This is a genomic window from Gordonia sp. ABKF26, from assembly GCF_041103195.1.
GTDB classification, from domain to species: domain Bacteria; phylum Actinomycetota; class Actinomycetes; order Mycobacteriales; family Mycobacteriaceae; genus Gordonia; species Gordonia terrae.
The window spans coordinates 3,476,806-3,493,651 of the sequence record NZ_JBGCVZ010000003.1 but is presented as its reverse complement, the minus strand read 5'-3'; the positions used below and the strand labels follow the sequence as shown (position 1 = coordinate 3,493,651).

Below are 16,846 nucleotides of genomic sequence, written 5' to 3'. Positions count from 1 at the left end.
CTGGTGGGCGTACCGACGCCGCGATCGCGGCTGGTCGAGACTGCGACACGAGGAGATCTTCAGTGAGTCACAACGGCGCGACCGTTCCCGAGGTCGGCCAGGGCACGGCCCGGGTCAAGCGTGGCATGGCAGAAATGCTCAAGGGCGGCGTGATCATGGATGTCGTGACCCCCGAGCAGGCGAAGATCGCCGAGGACGCCGGCGCGGTCGCGGTCATGGCCCTCGAGCGGGTGCCCGCCGACATCCGCGCCCAGGGTGGCGTGTCGCGGATGAGCGACCCGGACATGATCGACGGCATCATCGCCGCGGTCTCGATCCCGGTGATGGCCAAGGCCCGCATCGGTCACTTCGTCGAGGCGCAGGTCCTGCAGAGCCTGGGCGTGGATTACGTCGACGAGTCCGAGGTCCTGACCCCGGCCGACTACAGCAACCACATCGACAAGTGGGCGTTCACCGTGCCGTTCGTGTGCGGTGCGACCAATCTCGGTGAGGCCCTGCGCCGCATCACCGAAGGCGCGGCGATGATCCGCTCGAAGGGCGAGGCGGGCACCGGCGATGTGTCCAACGCGACCACGCACATGCGTCAGATCCGCGATCAGATCCGTCGGCTGACGTCGCTGCCGAAGGACGAGTTGTACGTCGCGGCAAAGGAATTGCAGGCGCCCTACGATCTCGTGGCCGAGGTTGCCGAGGCAGGCAAGCTGCCGGTCACGCTGTTCACCGCCGGCGGCATCGCCACCCCGGCCGACGCCGCGATGATGATGCAGCTCGGCGCCGAGGGCGTGTTCGTGGGATCGGGGATCTTCAAGTCGGGCAACCCGGCACAGCGCGCCGCGGCCATCGTGCAGGCGACCACCTTCCACGACGACCCCGACGTGCTGGCGAAGGTCTCGCGCGGTCTGGGCGAGGCGATGGTCGGCATCAACGTCGACGACATCCCGCAGCCGCACCGCCTCGCCGAGCGCGGCTGGTGACCGGTTCGACCGAATCGTAGGTGGTCAGACGGACCGCCGTCCGCCGCGGAGCACCCGCCCAACACGCCCGAGACCGAACAGTCGACAGGCGTAGCGGGTCAAGGGCTCCGCGGCGGTAGTATCTGCTGATCATGGATGCGGCGACCATCGTTCGAGACGCTTCGGTCTCGGGCACACACATCGTGGGTGAATTGCGGCTCGAGTGGTCTGCCGCGTGCAACGTCGGACGAGTCCGCGAGACAAACGAGGACGCTGCGCTCGCGCTGCCGGGGATGTACCTGCTCGCCGACGGCATGGGCGGTCACGACAGCGGGGAGCTGGCCAGCGAGGCAGCGCTTCTCACCCTGTCGGAGGCCACCAGCGCGGGGGAGCTCAAGGCCACCCAGCTGCAGCTCGATGATCTGCTGCTCGCCGCCCAGCGTCGGATCGGGGAGATCGACACCGAGACCGAGCGTCGCGCGGGCACCACCGCGACCGGCGTCGTGCTCGTCACGCACGAGCAGAGCCCCCACTGGCTCGTGCTCAACATCGGCGACTCGCGGACCTACCGATTCCAGAACGGGTCGCTCAACCAACTCACCACCGACCACTCCCAGGTCCAGGAATTCATCGACGCCGGCTTCCTCACCCCCGAGCAGGCCCGCACCGACCCGCGTCGCAACGTGATCACCCGTGCGTTGGGCGCCGGCATGGTCGACCCGGTGGCCGACTACTCGAGCACCCCGGCTTTCCCGGGTGACGTGCTGCTGCTGTGCACCGACGGCCTGACCGGTGAACTGCCCGACGAAGAGATCGGCGACATTCTGCGCAACGCCGCGGATTCCCAACAGGCTGCCGAGCGGCTCGTCGACGCCGCGCTGGCACTCGGCGCGCACGACAATGTCACCGTGATCGTCGTGTCCGTCCACGAGTCGGTGCCGACCCTGACGATGCCCGCGCTCGACGGTTCGGCGCAGGGAGAGGCAGCCGGACAGGCTCCGGCACCCGACCCGAGCTGATCGGAGAGCAGATGACCACGGGGCAGGATCGAGCCGCGACCCCCGCAGAACCCGGCGACGCCGCGCTCGATACCGGGGCAACCTACGTCGAGTACTGCGGCGAACGCATCGCCCTCGACGCCGATCGCCGATTCTTCATCGGTCGGGAAGCCGATCTGTCGATCGACGACAATCCCTACCTCCATCGTCGATTCCTGGTCATCCACAACGAGAACGGGCTGTGGTGGCTGACCAATCTGGGTACGCACCTGTCGGCCAGCGTGTCGGCGGGCGATGTCGGGTTCTCCGCGACGTTGGGTCCCGGCGCGCGGATGCCGCTCGTCTTCGGCGAGACGACCATCGTGTTCACCGCGGGCCCCACCACCTATGAACTGAGCCTGTTCGCCCGCGCGCCGCAGGTGAAGTCCGTGACCCGCCCGGAGTACAGCGGCGGTCACACCACCCAGGGCGTGCCGACGCTCACCGAGAGCCAGAAACTGCTCATCATCGTGCTGGCCGAGGAGATCCTCCGACGCGAGGGGACAGGGTCGAGTGCCATCCCGTCGTCGGCGCAGGCGGCCCGACGGCTGGGCTGGCCGCTCACCAAGTTCAACCGCAAGCTCGACAACGTCTGCGACAAACTCGACCAGCTCGGCGTGAGCGGAATGCGCGGCGGCGGAGGCAAACTCGCCAGCAATCGCCGGACCAAACTCGTGGAATACGCGGTGTCGTCGCGCATCGTCACCCGCGAGGACCTCCCGCTCATCGACGCCGAGGCGGCACGGAACGCCGAGGGCTGAGGTCGACTCTCCTTTGCACGCTGTTGACCTGCGGTTTCACCGTGGGTAGTTCTCCCCACGGGTAGGGGAGTTCTCCCCATCGACCAGCGGGCCATCAGCCCATAATCTTCATTTCATCGCCGGGAAGACCCGGAAGACCACCGGTTCGAATGAGTGAAGAGGAAGCACACATGACTGCGATCGCCCACCAGGCTCCCCAGCACCTGCGCTCGGTCAGCGCTCGTCGCGATGCGGAGGCCATCGCCCGCCGGAAGGAAGCCCTGGCGCGTCTCGCGGCCCGCCGGATGCCGTTGCCCGGCCACCAGATCCAGACGTCGCGTGCGGGTCAGCCGCTGGGTCTGGGACATCGACCGGGCCACCCCCACCTGCACCGGGCGGTCGCCGTGTCCGCCACCACCGACATCCCCGAGGTCGCCGCGGCACCGGCCGTCGACCGGGCGAAGCCCAACCTCACCTCACGCGAGGTCGAGGTGCTGCGCACCTGGATGCTCGTCGACTCCAAACCTGCTGTGGCACAGGAGCTCTACATCTCGCTCGGCACGGTCAACACCCACCTCACCCGTATCCGGGCCAAGTACGCCGAGATCGGCCGTCCGGCCCCGACCAAGGCGTCGCTGGTCGCCCGCGCCATCCAGGACGGGATCATGACGCTCGACGAGCTCTGATCGCGGAACGCCTGGCCGGCGGGCAGGGGAGTGTCCACCGGTCCGGTGCGCGATACTGGTCTGCGTGGCAGCCATCGAGGACATACTCCAGGTCGAGCAGATCGACAACGACATCTACCGTGGCGGTGCCTTCCCGAGTCGCCTGCAGCGCACTTTCGGCGGTCAGGTCGCAGGCCAGGCCCTGATGTCGGCGACCCGGACGGTGTCCGAGGAGTTCGACGTCCACTCGTTGCACGGCTACTTCCTTCGCCCCGGCGATCCGGACCGCCCGGCGGTGTTCCTCGTCGACCGCATCCGGGATGGACGATCCTTCGTGACCAGGCGGGTGACCGGAGTCCAGAACGGTGAGGCCATCTTCACCATGTCGGCGTCGTTTCACGTCCGCACCGACGAGGGCTACGAGCACCAGGACCGGATGCCGCCGGCGCCGCGCCCGGATGAGCTCGCCGACCGATCCGAGGAACTGAGTGAGAGCGAGCGCGCGGTCTTCCAGGAGTGGCGCAACTTCGACCTCCGCATCGTCCCGGCCGACAAGCTGGTCACGTCGCCCTATTTCGCTGCCCAGCAACGGGTGTGGTTCCGTTACCGACATCCGCTGCCCGATGACACGGTGTTCCACGTCGGCACGCTCGCCTACATGAGCGACATGACCCTGATCGGTTCGTCGCGCGTGCCGCATCCGGACTCCAAGCCGCAGGTGGCCTCCCTCGACCACGCCATGTGGTTCATGCGGCCCTTCCGCGCCGACGACTGGCTCCTCTACGACCAGACCTCGCCGTCGGCGGGAGCCGGACGTTCCCTCACCCAAGGGCGGATCTTCGACCTACAGGGACGACTCGTGGCCGCGGTCACCCAGGAGGGCCTGACCCGCACCGGGCGGCGCGACCCCGCCCGGACCGATCGGTGACCGCGACGAACCGGCCGCGTATCGGGGTCCTCGCGCTGCAGGGTGACGTCCGCGAGCACGTCCACGCGCTCGAGGCCAGCGGTGCCGACGCCATCGCCGTTCGTCGTCCGGCCGAGCTCGACGAGATCGACGGGATCGTCATTCCGGGCGGCGAGTCGACCACGATGAGCAAATTGCTCGGCATCTTCGACCTGTTCGACCCGCTCGCGGAGAAGCTGTCCGACGGGCTCCCGGCCTACGGGTCGTGCGCCGGCATGATCATGCTCGCATCCACGATCCTCGACACCCGACCGGACGCGCGGCACCTCGATGCCCTCGATGTGACGGTGCGCCGCAACGCATTCGGCCGCCAGGTCGAGAGCTTCGAGACCGATCTCGACTTCACCGGGATCACCGACGTCGAGGGTGCTGCGCCGATGCGCGCGGTGTTCATCCGCGCGCCGTGGGTGGAGACGATCGCCCCCGAGGTCGAGGTGCTGGCGCGCGTGCCCGACGGTCCGGCGGCCGGGCGGATCGTCGCGGTCCGTCAGGGAAACGTCCTCGCGACGTCGTTTCACCCAGAGGTGACCGGCGACCGGCGCGTACATGAATACTTCGTGGAGATGGTGCGTCGGTAAGATCGTGCCGAACCAGAGGTAGACCATGAGCCCGGCACGCCGGGCGCAACCAACAGGGCGCACAACAAGTTGGGCGGCCGAACAGAGGCAGGAGTGCGCCGGATGCGGGCTGCGGCCCGCCGCACGTGCCGGCGCCGGGAAAGGAATCGACGGACATGAGCGGCCACTCCAAATGGGCCACCACCAAGCACAAGAAGGCGGCCATCGACGCCAAGCGCGGCAAAATGTTCGCCAAGCTCATCAAGAACATCGAGGTGGCGGCACGGACAGGCGGCGGCGACCCGGCGGGCAACCCCACGCTGTTCGACGCCATCCAGAAGGCGAAGAAGTCGTCGGTCCCCAACGACAACATCGAGCGCGCGCGCAAGCGCGGCGGTGGCGAAGAGGCCGGCGGCGCCGACTGGCAGACCATCATGTACGAGGGCTACGGACCCAACGGCGTGGCCGTGCTCATCGAGTGCCTCACCGACAACCGCAACCGCGCGGCGGGCGAGGTCCGGACCGCGATGACGCGCAACGGCGGCAACATGGCCGACCCGGGCTCGGTGTCCTACCTGTTCACCCGCAAGGGCGTGGTGACGCTCGAGAAGAACGGGCAGAGCGAGGACGACGTGCTGATGGCTGTGCTCGACGCCGGTGCCGAAGAGGTCACCGATCTGGGTGAGTCCTTCGAGATCGTCAGCGAGCCAAGCGATCTGATCGCAGTCCGCAGCGCCCTGCAGGAGGCCGGGATCGACTATGACTCCGCCGAGGCGAGCTTCCGGGCGTCGGTCGAGGTGGCCGTGGACGCCGACGGCGCCCGCAAGGTGTTCAAGCTGATCGACGCGCTCGAGGACTCCGACGACGTCCAGAACGTCTACAGCAACGTCGACATCAGCGACGACGTCCTCGCCGAACTCGAGAACGACTGACCTCAGGACTCGGCCCGGTGTGTTGATCACCGGCGTTGTCCACCCGTCCCGATAGGATCTCGAACAGTTGTTCGCAACTGTCCGCGAGGCCTGGGAGGGTACGAGTGCGCGTCATGGGTGTCGATCCGGGTCTGACCCGGTGCGGTATCGCGCTGGTCGAGTCGGGGCGTGGGAGGTCGGTGACGGCGCTCGACGTCGACGTGGTGCGCACCCCGAGCGACATGGACCTCGCCGAGCGGTTGCTCGCCATCTACACCTCGGCGTGTCACTGGCTCGACGTCCACCAGCCCGACGTGGTCGCCATCGAACGCGTCTTCGCCCAGAACCAGGTGTCCACCGCGATGGGGACCGCGCAGGCCGGTGGCGTCATCGCGCTCGCCGCGTCGCAGCGCGATGTCCCGGTCCGCTTCCACACCCCCTCGGAGGTGAAGGCGGCCGTGACCGGCAGCGGGCGCGCCGACAAGGCGCAGGTGACCGCGATGGTCACCCGGATTCTCGGCATGCAGACCAAACCGCGTCCCGCCGACGCGGCCGACGCGCTCGCGCTGGCGATCTGTCACTGCTGGCGCGGACCGATGATGGAACGGATGGCCGCCGCGCAGAAGCAGGCCGACGCCGCCGCGGCCCGTCACCGCGCGCGGGTGGCCCAGGCACGAGAGGGGAGTCGCGCATGATCGCGTCAGTTCGCGGACCGGTGTTGGAGATCGCTCTCGACCATGCCGTGATCGATTGCGGGGGAGTGGGTTACCGCGTGCTCGCCACACCCGCGACGCTGTCCCGGCTTCGCCGGGGCGACGAGGCGACGCTGCTGACCTCGATGATCGTCCGCGAGGACTCGATGACGCTCTACGGCTTCACCGAGCCGGACGCCCGCGCCCTCTTCGCTCTGCTGCAGACGGTGACCGGTGTCGGCCCACGACTGGCGATGGCCACCCTCGCGGTGCTCGAACCGGATGCGCTGCGGCGAGCACTCGCGGAGTCCGACACCAAGGCCCTCACGTCCGTGCCCGGCATCGGCAAGCGGGTGGCCGAACGGCTCTGTGTCGAACTCCGGGACAAGGTCGACCGGCCCACCGGCGAGCCCGCGAGCGGTGTGACCGTCGTCGGCGGCATCCGAGAGCAGGTCGCCGAGGCCCTCGTCGGGCTGGGATTCACCGCGGGCCCCGCCGAGAAGGCGGTCACCGCGGTCCTCGCCGAACACCCCGGCGCCGATGCGTCGACGGCGCTCCGGCACTCGTTGTCGCTGCTGGGGAAGGCGTCCTAGATGTTCGACGACACCGATGACGTCGACGACCGGGACGTGAGCGCGACCCCGGTTCGCTCCGACGGCGATCTCGACGCGGGTCTGCGCCCGAAGTCGCTCGCCGACTTCATCGGGCAGCCGCGGGTCTGCGAGCAGCTCGAACTCGTTCTGCACGGTGCCAAGGGGCGTGGCGGCACACCCGACCACATTTTGCTGTCGGGTCCGCCAGGGCTCGGCAAGACGTCGCTCGCGATGATCATCGCCTCGGAGATGGGGGCCGCCATCCGGGTGACCTCGGGGCCGGCCCTGGAGCGCGCCGGCGACCTCGCGGCCATGCTGTCCAACCTCGTCGAGGGCGATGTGCTGTTCATCGACGAGATCCATCGCATCGCGCGTCCGGCCGAGGAGATGCTGTACCTCGCGATGGAAGACTTTCGCGTCGACGTCGTGGTCGGCAAAGGACCCGGTGCGACCTCGATCCCGCTCGACGTCGCGCCGTTCACGCTGGTCGGGGCGACGACCCGGTCCGGTTCGCTCACCGGGCCGCTGCGCGACCGGTTCGGATTCACCGCCCACATGGAGTTCTACGAACCCGACGAGCTCGTCCGGGTGCTTCATCGGTCGGCCGGGATTCTGGGCATGGAACTCCGCGGCGACGCCTCCGGCGAGATCGCTCGCCGCTCGCGGGGCACGCCCCGTATCGCGAACAGGCTGCTACGCCGGGTCCGTGACTACGCCGAGGTGCGCGGCGACGGCTCGATCACCGTGGACGTCGCCCGCGCGGCGCTCGCGGTCTACGACGTCGACGAACTCGGTTTCGACCGGCTCGACCGAGCCGTGCTCGACGCCCTGATCCGTGCCTTCGGCGGCGGACCGGTCGGCGTGTCGACGCTGGCCGTGGCGGTCGGCGAGGAGCCGGCCACCGTCGAGGAGGTCTGCGAACCGTTCCTGGTGCGCGCCGGGATGATCGCCCGGACGCCCCGCGGGCGGGTCGCCACCGCCGCCGCCTGGCATCACCTCGGTCTCACCCCACCGGCGGGTGCGATGAACGCCACCTTCGGCGTGCGTCCGCGCGACGTCGGCGCGGAGACGTTGTTCGACGACCTCTGACCACACCGGCACCACCTGCGGGGATGACCTCCGCGCAAGACGTGGCACACTGTGTGGAGCACAGCTGAGCTGATGCTGCCCGGATCACCTCCGGACAGGCCGCTCGCTCACGCCGTACATCCCGATACCCAAAGGACTGACTCGCACTCATGGACGCTCTGCTCTTCCCGCTCCTGCTCGCCCTGCTGGCCGGCTTCATGTTCCTGTCGATGCGGAAGCAGAAGAAGCGTGTGGCCGAGATGCAGGAGATGCAGAACTCGGTGTCCACCGGAACCCGCGTCCAGCTGACCTCCGGCCTCTTCGGCACCGTGATCGATGCGAGTTCGCCCGACGTCGTCGACGTCGAGATCGCGACCGGCGTGGTCACCCGCTGGAACCGGCTCGCGGTCATGCGCGTGGTCCCGACCGACGAGGCCGCCGCCACCTATGCGGGTCACGTCGCCCCGGACATCCCGGCCGACGACTACGACGACGTCGACTCGGTCAGCCTGGACAAGCCTGCCGCCGACGACGCGCGCGACACCGACAAGTAAGCCGAATCCGCGCCGCGTCGATTCTGCGACGCGGCGCGCCCACCTGCCCGCACGGCCGCGTCGTACGCGGCTCCGGCGGGACCTGGCCGCGGGCCGGTGGTGGGTCGTGCCGGTCGTGATGCCCGTCGGCCGGTTGACGCTCTCAAGGAGACCTGAACAGCTGTGACAACTCCCTCTCGGACTTCGGGGAAGGGCCGGACTGCAGGGAAGCGGTCGCGACCGGCTCGAGAGATCCCGCCGTGGCGCCCGCTCGTGGCCTTCATCGGCCTGCTCGCGGTCGTGTACGGCCTGATCTTCTTCACCGGACCCCAGACCATCGAACCGAAACTCGGCATCGATCTGCAGGGCGGTACGCGGGTCACGCTGACCGCGCGGACCGAAGACGGGCAGGCGGCGACCCGAGAGCAGCTCGACCAGGCGAAGCAGATCATCGAGCAGCGTGTGAACGGCCTCGGTGTCTCCGGTTCCGAGGTCGTCGTCAGCGGCGACAACCTGATCATCACGGTTCCCGGCCAAGACGGTGCGCAGGCCAAGTCGCTGGGCCAGACGGCGCGCCTGTACGTCCGGCCGGTGGTCGGGCAGCCGGCCATGGCGACCCCGCAACCCCCGAAGCCCGAGAGTGCCGACGACCAGGCCGACGCCCTGCCCACCGAGGCCGCGGCCGCCGCGATCGACGAGCAGCGCAGACTGCGCCAGGCGCCGGCGAACGCGACCCCGCAGCAGCTCGAGGCACTGCAGCAGCAGATGGCGAAGATGGACTGCTCGCCGACGGCGAACGATCCGCTGCTGGGCAACGATCGCCCCGACCAGTACCTCGTGGCCTGTTCGACCGACGGCTCGGAGGTCTACCTCCTGGGCCCGGAGATCATCGACGGTCGCGACATCAAGAACGCCAACGCCGGTACCGATCCGCAGACCGGCGAATGGGTGGTGACCCTGGAATTCGAGGGTGAGGCCGCCAACTTCTGGCCTCGGTACACCGCCGAACAGGCACCCAACCGGACCCAGACCGCGTTCACGCTCGACTCGCGCGTCGTCTCGGCACCGGCGATCAACGAGCCCATCCCGGGTGGTCAGACGCGGATCAGCGGCGGTAGCGCCAGCCCGTTCACCGAATCGTCGTCGAACGAGCTCGCGAACGTGCTGAAGTACGGCTCGCTGCCGCTCTCGTTCACCGCGTCGGACGCCGAGACGATCTCGGCGACACTGGGTCTCGCCTCGCTGCAGGCGGGCCTCATCGCCGGACTGGTCGGCCTGATCGCGGTCTTCATCTACGCCCTGGCCTACTACCGAATGCTCGGCATCCTCACGGTGCTGTCGCTGGTCCTGGCCGGCGCCATGGTCTACGGCATCATCGTCCTGCTCGGCCGCTGGATCGGATTCACACTCGACCTGGCCGGTATCGCGGGTCTGATCATCGGTATCGGTATGACCGCCGACTCCTTCGTCGTCTACTTCGAGCGAATAAAGGACGAGATGCGCGAGGGGCGCAGCTTCCGGTCCGCGGTGCCCCGCGGCTGGGCGAGCGCGCGCCGCACCATCTGGTCCGGCAACGCGGTGAGCTTCATCGCCGCCGCCGTCATCTACGTCCTGGCGATCGGCGAGGTCCGCGGCTTCGCGTTCACGCTGGGTCTCACCACGATCCTCGATGTCATGGTCGTGTTCCTGGTCACCCACCCGCTGGTCGTCTACGCGAGCCGCTCGACGTTCCTGTCGAAACCGAGCGTCAACGGCCTCGGAGCGATCAGCGAGGTCGCCCGCCAGCGTCGCGTCGCGGCACACCGACAGGCGAGTGCTGCCCCCGACGGCACGCCCGCTGGCACCGCGGACGCCGACGACACCACTGATGCCACTCGGGAGAAGGGGACGGTGCGATGACCGGGCCGGACAACAAGGCAGCCGGCGACTCGGCCGTTCTCGACGCCGACAAGGCCCAGCCCGGCGCGGACGCCGACTTCGTCGCCGATCGCAACCGCTCGTTCCTGTCCCGGCTCTACACCGGTACCGGTGCGTTCCAGATCGTCGGGCGTCGGCGCATGTGGTACGGCGTGACCGCCGCGATCCTGCTGATCTGCCTGGCCTCGATCGGAATCCGTGGGTTCACCCTGGGCATCGACTTCGAGGGCGGCACCCAGATGTCGGTACCGGTGGCCTCCTCGGAGATCACCGCGGAGTCGGTGGAGAAGGTCGTCGCCGACACGCTGGGCGAGGCTCCCGAGTCGGTGCAGACCGCGGGTGCCGGCGGCAGCCAGACGGTCCAGGTGCGCACCGAGACACTCGATCTCGCCCAGGCGGAGTCGGTGACGCGTGCGTTGGCCGACGAGTTCGGACCGGAACTCGCGCCCGCCGAGGTGAGCATCTCGGATGTGAGCTCCACGTGGGGCAGTGAGATCACCGAGCGAATGCTGATCGCGCTGGTGGTCTTCCTGGTCATCGTCTTCGTGTACATCGCGGTGCGGTTCGACCGGGAGATGTCGATCGCGGCGATGGGGTCGCTGTTCTTCGACCTGATCGTCACCGCCGGGATCTATTCGCTGGTCGGCTGGGAGGTCACGCCGGCAACGGTCATCGGTCTGCTCACCATCCTCGGCTTCTCGATCTACGACACGGTGGTCGTGTTCGACAAGGTCTCGGAGAACACCCGCTCGGTCCTGCAGACAACCCGCCGCACGTACGCCGAACAGGCCAACCTCGGCGTCAACCAGACGCTGATGCGATCGATCAACACCACCGTCATCTCGGTGTTGCCGATCATCGCGCTGATGGTCATCGCGGTCTGGCTGCTCGGTGTCGGCACACTCAAGGACCTCGGTCTGATCCAGCTCGTCGGTGTCCTGGTCGGTACCTTCTCGTCGGTCTTCCTCGCGGCGCCGCTCCTGGCGACCCTGAAGGAACGTCGCCCCGAGATCGCCCGCCACACCGACAAGGTGCTCAAGCGTCGCGCCGCGGTCGAGGCCGGTGCGCCGGTCGGCGACGCGCGTCCCGTCCGGACCCAGCGACGAGGCGAGACCGTCGAGACCGACGAGGCGGACCGCGCGGTCCCGACCGGCAAACGCCGCCGGAACCGCTAGTCTCTCCGACGTGATCGTTCGGCGCCGGGAGTTCGTCAGGGTCCTGAGCCTCCTTGTCGGGGTCGTCTCGGTCGCCGGGCTGCTGACGGCATGCGGCGACGACGGGCCCCCGACCATCGACTACGTCGTCGACGCCCGGATCTCGACCTACAACGCGAACACGGTGGGCGGCAACGCCGACGGCGTGCTGATGGCGACCACCCGGTTGCTGCCCGGGTTCAGTCTGCTGGGCCCGGCCGGTCAGGTGATCCCCGATCGGGACGTCGGCACGGTCACCCAGGTCCCCGGCCGGTCGCCGACCCTGCGCTACGAATTCCGTCCCGAGGCGACCTTCTCCGACGGGGTGGCCCTCGATTGCGACGATCTCCTGCTGGCCTGGGCGGCGATGAGTGGACGGATGCCCGGCTTCACCCCGGCGACCACCGCGGGATACCGGGACATCGAGTCGGTGGACTGCGCGGCAGGCGACAAGAGCGCGACGGTGACCTTCGCGCCCGGGCGTGAGTACCGCAACTGGCTCTCCCTCTTCGGCGCCGGCACACTGATGCCGGCGCACGTCGTGGCCCGCGTGGCCGGACTGTCCGACGTCATCGACCCGATCCGGGCAATGGACCGGGCCGCCGTCGGACGCATCGCCGATGCGTGGAACACCGGATTCGATCTGGGTTTCGGCCCCGTCGATCACGCGCACTACCCGGCGTCGGGTCCCTACCGCATCGACCGGTATTCGCGATCGGGCGGGCTCGTCCTGGTGTCCAACGACAAATGGTGGGGTGACAAGCCCGAGACCTCGCGCATCGTCGTCTGGGGACGCGGTACCGACGCCACCCGCCGGCTCCCCGACGGACGGTTCGACGTCGTCGACGTGACGGCGGGCCTCGTCGACGGTGATGTCGCCGGATCCGCGGGTGCAGCCGGGCCGGCCTCGCCGGCGCGCGCGCTCGGCGTCGAAGAACTCGTCCTGGCCGGCCGCGGCGTGTTCGGCGACGTCCGCACGCGACGGGCGTTCGCCTCGTGTGTGCCGCGCGCCGACCTGGCGCGCGACTTCGGCGGAGGTGCGCAGGTCTGGAATCTGCGGGTGCTCTCTCCCGCCGACAACCTCGCCGGCCAGATGAACACCGAATTCGGTCAGGCCTACCAGCGACCCGACATCGAACGGGCGCGGGGACTCGTGCGGGCGGCGACCGGCCAGGGCGAGGATTCGGCCACCGGTGACACGACAACCTCGGCCGTCGCGACCCGGACGGTGCGCATCGGCTACGTCGCGCCGACACCACGGTGGCAGCAGATGACCGCGGCGATCGCGGCGTCGTGTCGCGGCGCGGGCCTCGCGGTCGAAGACGTGTCGTCACCGGACATCGGACCCGACGCGCTCGGCCGCGACGCCGACGTCCTGATCGTCGCCGGTGGCGCGTCGTTCGCGGCGGCCGGCGCCGCCGACCCGAGCCGCGACGCCTACGCCCTGCGCGGCGGGGACCCGTTGAACTTGTCCGGAATCCGGGAACCGATGGTGAGTCGAGGGGTCGATCAGCTCGCGACGACGGTCTCGGCGCCCGACCGGCTGCGTCTGGCGCGGTCCATCGAGAACGCGACCTGGTCGACGATGCCGTCAGTGCCCCTCTTCGCGGCACCGCGGGTGCGGCAATGGAAGGATCGGGTGGGCAACGTGGTGGCCGGGATGGGCCGCGACGGCACCGGATGGAACATGGATCGGTGGACGATCCGTGGCTGAGCAGGGGAGTGAACCGATGGGTGGTGTCGTGCCCGAACGTACGGCGGAGGCGGTCTCGCGAGCACGGGCGGCCATCGCCGAACACGCTCGCCTCGTGGACGACTTCCCGGCTCCCGGAATCGCATTCAAAGACCTGACCCCGGTACTCGCCGACCCGGAGGGGCTGTCGACGATCGTCACTGCGCTGACCCACGGTTGCTCCTCGATCGATCTCGTGGCCGGCATCGATGCGCGCGGCTTCCTGCTGGGCGGTGCGGTCGCACGTGAGCTCGAGGTCGGGGTGCTCGCGGTCCGCAAGGGAGGCAAACTCCCGCCGCCGGTCATCGCCGTCGACTACAGCCTCGAATACGGGCAGGCGACGCTCGAGATCCCGGCGAACGGCCTGAACCTGACCGGCCGTCGTGTGCTGCTCGTCGACGACGTGCTCGCTACCGGGGGGACCGCGGTGGCCGCGGCCGAATTGCTGCACCGCGCCGGTGCGCAGGTCGTCGGGGTCGCGGTGATCATGGAGCTCGCCGGTCTCGGCGGCCGGGACACGATCGCCCGGGGTCTCGGACCGGACGTTCCCGTCCACGCGGTCGCGTCGGACTGACGGCGTCGACACGGTGACGGCTGGACCGCGACTAGAATCGTCTGAGCCCGCCCGGGCAGGCGCGATGGGCTCATCGTGTGTCGACAGACAACCGTGAGGAGGACCGCTGATGCCCGATGAATCCGACACGGCGCAGCGCGGCGTGACCCCCGCGGAGAACGCCGGGACGACGCCCGAGAGCGCCGACCGGCCGGTCGGCGGCACGGGTGCGGTGGGTTCCATCCAGCCGGGCGCGTCCGCCTCGGCGTCGCGCCGGGTGCGCGCACGCCTCGCGCGCCGCATGACCGCGACCCGCAGCCAGGTCCGCCCCGTCCTCGAACCGCTGGTCACCCTGCACCGCGAGATCTACCCGAAGGCTGATGTCGCGCTGCTCCAGCGCGCCTACGACGTCGCCGACGAACGGCACAGCGGGCAGAAGCGCAAGTCCGGCGATCCCTACATCACCCATCCGCTGGCGGTCGCCACGATCCTCGCCGATCTGGGCATGGACACCACCACGCTCATCGCGGCACTCCTGCACGACACGGTGGAGGACACCGGCTATTCCCTGCAGGCACTGGAGAAGGATTTCGGGCCGGAGGTGGCCCACCTCGTCGACGGCGTGACCAAACTCGACAAGGTCGCCCTCGGCAGTGCGGCCGAGGCCGAGACCATCCGCAAGATGATCATCGCGATGGCGCGCGACCCCCGCGTTCTCGTCATCAAGGTGGCCGACCGACTGCACAACATGCGCACGATGCGCTTCCTGCCGCCGGAGAAGCAGGCCCGAAAAGCTCGCGAGACGTTGGAAGTCATTGCGCCACTGGCACATCGACTCGGTATGGCGACGGTCAAGTGGGAGCTCGAGGACCTGTCCTTCGCCATCCTGCATCCCAAGCGGTACGAGGAGATCGTCCGGCTCGTCGCCGATCGCGCACCGTCCCGCGACACCTACCTCGCCCGCGTGCGCGCCGACATCAACAACGCGCTCGCCGGCGCGCGCATCAACGCCACCGTCGAAGGGCGTCCGAAGCACTACTGGTCGATCTATCAGAAGATGATCGTCAAGGGTCGCGACTTCGACGACATCCACGACCTGGTCGGCATGCGCATCCTCTGCGAGGAGGACCGCGACTGCTATGCCGCCGTCGGCGTGGTGCACTCGCTGTGGCAGCCGATGGCAGGTCGCTTCAAGGACTACATCGCCCAGCCGCGATTCGGTGTGTACATGTCGTTGCACACCACCGTGATCGGTCCCGAGGGAAAACCCCTCGAGGTGCAGATCCGCACGCACGAGATGCACCGCACCGCCGAGTTCGGGATCGCCGCGCACTGGCGTTACAAAGAAAACGGTTACCGCAAGTCGGGCAAGAAGTCGGACACCGCCGAGATCGACGACATGGCCTGGATGCGTCAGCTGCTCGACTGGCAGCGGGAGGCCGCGGACCCGGGTGAGTTCCTCGAGTCGCTGCGCTACGACCTCGCCGTCCGCGAGATCTTCGTGTTCACCCCGAAGGGCGACGTGATCACGCTGCCCGCCGGGTCGACGCCGGTCGATTTCGCCTACGCGGTGCACACCGAGGTCGGTCACCGCTGTATCGGCGCGCGCGTCAACGGCCGGCTGGTCGCGCTGGAACGCACGCTCGAGAACGGCGAGGTCGTGGAGGTGTTCACCTCCAAGGCCCCGACCGCGGGCCCGTCGAAGGACTGGCAGACCTTCGTGGTCTCGCCGCGCGCCAAGGCCAAGATCCGGCAGTGGTTCGCCAAGGAGCGCCGCGAAGAGGCCCTCGAGGCAGGCAAGGACGCCATCGCCAAGGAGGTCAGACGCGGCGGACTGCCACTCCAGCGGCTCCTCAGCGCGGAATCGATGTCGGCGATCGCGCGCGAACTGCGCTACACCGACGTGACCGCGCTGTACACCGCGGTCGGCGAGAACCATGTCTCTGCACGGCATGTCGTCAACCGGCTGGTCGCGTCACTGGGTGGCATCGAGGACGCCGAAGAAGCGATCGCCGAGCGGTCGACACCGTCGACGATGCCGACGCGGTCGCGGCAGGGCGGCGACGCCGGTGTGATGGTCGACGGCATCGACAACGTCGTGATCAAGCTCGCCAAGTGCTGCACCCCGGTACCCGGCGACGACATCCTGGGGTTCGTGACGCGCGGCGGCGGGATCAGCGTGCACCGCACCGACTGCACCAACGCCGAATCGCTGCGCCAGCAGGAGGAACGCATCCTCGACGTGTCGTGGGCCCCGTCGCCGGAATCGGTGTTCCTTGTGGCGATCCAGGTGGAAGCGCTCGACCGGCACCGTCTGCTGTCGGATGTGACCAAGGTGCTCGCCGACGAACGCGTCAACATCCTGTCCGCGTCGGTCACGACGAGCCGCGACCGGGTCGCCATCAGCAAGTTCACCTTCGAGATGGGCGACCCGAAGCACCTCGGCCACGTCCTCAACGTCGTGCGCAACGTCGAGGGTGTCTATGACGTCTATCGGGTGACCTCGGCCGCCTGATCGCGACGTGGGCGGTCACCAAATCGGGGGCATCGGGGAAGGTCTTTCGTGGCCCACGAGGGTCGCCAGGCCGCAGGTGCTGAGGTGTGAGGAGCGCAAGCGATCCTCCCTCTGCTCCCTGAGGTGTGAGGAGCGCAAGCGATCCTCCCTCTGCTCCCTGAGGTGTGAGGAGCGCAAGCGACCCTCTCTCTGCTCCCTGAGGTGTGAGGAGCGCAAGCGA

General features: G+C 68.8%; 16 protein-coding genes. All 16 read left to right on the top strand.

The annotated features are described in order from the left end of the window. The first annotated feature begins 62 nt into the window (after positions 1-62). The 16 genes from pdxS (at position 63) to AB4Z55_RS16030 (ending at position 16,626) form a co-directional block, all read left to right on the top strand. Positions 63-974 carry a pyridoxal 5'-phosphate synthase lyase subunit PdxS gene (pdxS, locus tag AB4Z55_RS16105; RefSeq protein WP_004018801.1) on the top strand — a complete coding sequence of 304 codons (912 nt, stop codon included), beginning with the start codon at positions 63-65 and terminating at the stop codon, positions 972-974. 131 nt (positions 975-1,105) lie between these two features. After that, positions 1,106-1,972: a PP2C family serine/threonine-protein phosphatase gene (locus AB4Z55_RS16100; RefSeq protein WP_101818783.1), complete on the top strand. Its 867-nt coding sequence runs from the start codon at positions 1,106-1,108 to the stop codon at positions 1,970-1,972. Between the two features lie 11 nt (positions 1,973-1,983). Beyond that, positions 1,984-2,751 carry an FHA domain-containing protein gene (locus AB4Z55_RS16095; RefSeq protein WP_354559588.1) on the top strand — a complete coding sequence of 256 codons (768 nt, stop codon included), beginning with the start codon at positions 1,984-1,986 and terminating at the stop codon, positions 2,749-2,751. Positions 2,752-2,921: 170 nt separating this feature from the next. After that, positions 2,922-3,416, top strand: a complete 495-nt coding sequence (locus AB4Z55_RS16090; protein WP_354559587.1) for a LuxR C-terminal-related transcriptional regulator — start codon at positions 2,922-2,924, stop codon at positions 3,414-3,416. Between the two features lie 64 nt (positions 3,417-3,480). Then, positions 3,481-4,323 carry an acyl-CoA thioesterase II gene (locus AB4Z55_RS16085; protein ID WP_004018797.1) on the top strand — a complete coding sequence of 281 codons (843 nt, stop codon included), beginning with the start codon at positions 3,481-3,483 and terminating at the stop codon, positions 4,321-4,323. Next, positions 4,320-4,940 carry a pyridoxal 5'-phosphate synthase glutaminase subunit PdxT gene (gene pdxT / locus AB4Z55_RS16080; protein WP_064571788.1) on the top strand — a complete coding sequence of 207 codons (621 nt, stop codon included), beginning with the start codon at positions 4,320-4,322 and terminating at the stop codon, positions 4,938-4,940. Before AB4Z55_RS16085 ends, pdxT begins: the two co-directional genes overlap by 4 nt. A gap of 155 nt (positions 4,941-5,095) precedes the next feature. After that, complete coding sequence (locus AB4Z55_RS16075; protein WP_004018794.1) at positions 5,096-5,851, top strand: YebC/PmpR family DNA-binding transcriptional regulator; 756 nt, start codon at positions 5,096-5,098, stop codon at positions 5,849-5,851. Between the two features lie 104 nt (positions 5,852-5,955). Further along, positions 5,956-6,525, top strand: a complete 570-nt coding sequence (ruvC, locus tag AB4Z55_RS16070; RefSeq protein WP_064571789.1) for a crossover junction endodeoxyribonuclease RuvC — start codon at positions 5,956-5,958, stop codon at positions 6,523-6,525. Beyond that, complete coding sequence (ruvA, locus tag AB4Z55_RS16065; RefSeq protein ID WP_239403945.1) at positions 6,522-7,115, top strand: Holliday junction branch migration protein RuvA; 594 nt, start codon at positions 6,522-6,524, stop codon at positions 7,113-7,115. Before ruvC ends, ruvA begins: the two co-directional genes overlap by 4 nt. Further along, the gene (gene ruvB, locus AB4Z55_RS16060; protein WP_004018789.1) at positions 7,116-8,204 is read left to right on the top strand and encodes a Holliday junction branch migration DNA helicase RuvB; all 1,089 of its coding nucleotides are present in this window, start codon (positions 7,116-7,118) and stop codon (positions 8,202-8,204) included. A 149-nt stretch (positions 8,205-8,353) separates the two neighbouring features. Continuing rightward, positions 8,354-8,737 carry a preprotein translocase subunit YajC gene (gene yajC / locus AB4Z55_RS16055; protein ID WP_239403944.1) on the top strand — a complete coding sequence of 128 codons (384 nt, stop codon included), beginning with the start codon at positions 8,354-8,356 and terminating at the stop codon, positions 8,735-8,737. 162 nt (positions 8,738-8,899) lie between these two features. Then, entirely contained in the window at positions 8,900-10,615 is a 1,716-nt protein-coding gene (gene secD / locus AB4Z55_RS16050) for a protein translocase subunit SecD (RefSeq protein ID WP_101818788.1), read from the top strand. After that, the gene (gene secF, locus AB4Z55_RS16045) at positions 10,612-11,808 is read left to right on the top strand and encodes a protein translocase subunit SecF (RefSeq protein ID WP_004018786.1); all 1,197 of its coding nucleotides are present in this window, start codon (positions 10,612-10,614) and stop codon (positions 11,806-11,808) included. Before secD ends, secF begins: the two co-directional genes overlap by 4 nt. A 10-nt stretch (positions 11,809-11,818) precedes the next feature. Further along, on the top strand, positions 11,819-13,540 hold the full coding sequence (locus AB4Z55_RS16040; protein ID WP_239403942.1) for an ABC transporter substrate-binding protein: 1,722 nt from the start codon (positions 11,819-11,821) through the stop codon (positions 13,538-13,540). Between the two features lie 16 nt (positions 13,541-13,556). Next, entirely contained in the window at positions 13,557-14,132 is a 576-nt protein-coding gene (locus AB4Z55_RS16035) for an adenine phosphoribosyltransferase (protein ID WP_004018784.1), read from the top strand. 109 nt (positions 14,133-14,241) lie between these two features. After that, positions 14,242-16,626 (top strand): bifunctional (p)ppGpp synthetase/guanosine-3',5'-bis(diphosphate) 3'-pyrophosphohydrolase, encoded by a 2,385-nt coding sequence (locus AB4Z55_RS16030; RefSeq protein WP_239403941.1) that lies wholly within the window; start codon positions 14,242-14,244, stop codon positions 16,624-16,626. Positions 16,627-16,846 lie beyond the last annotated feature (220 nt).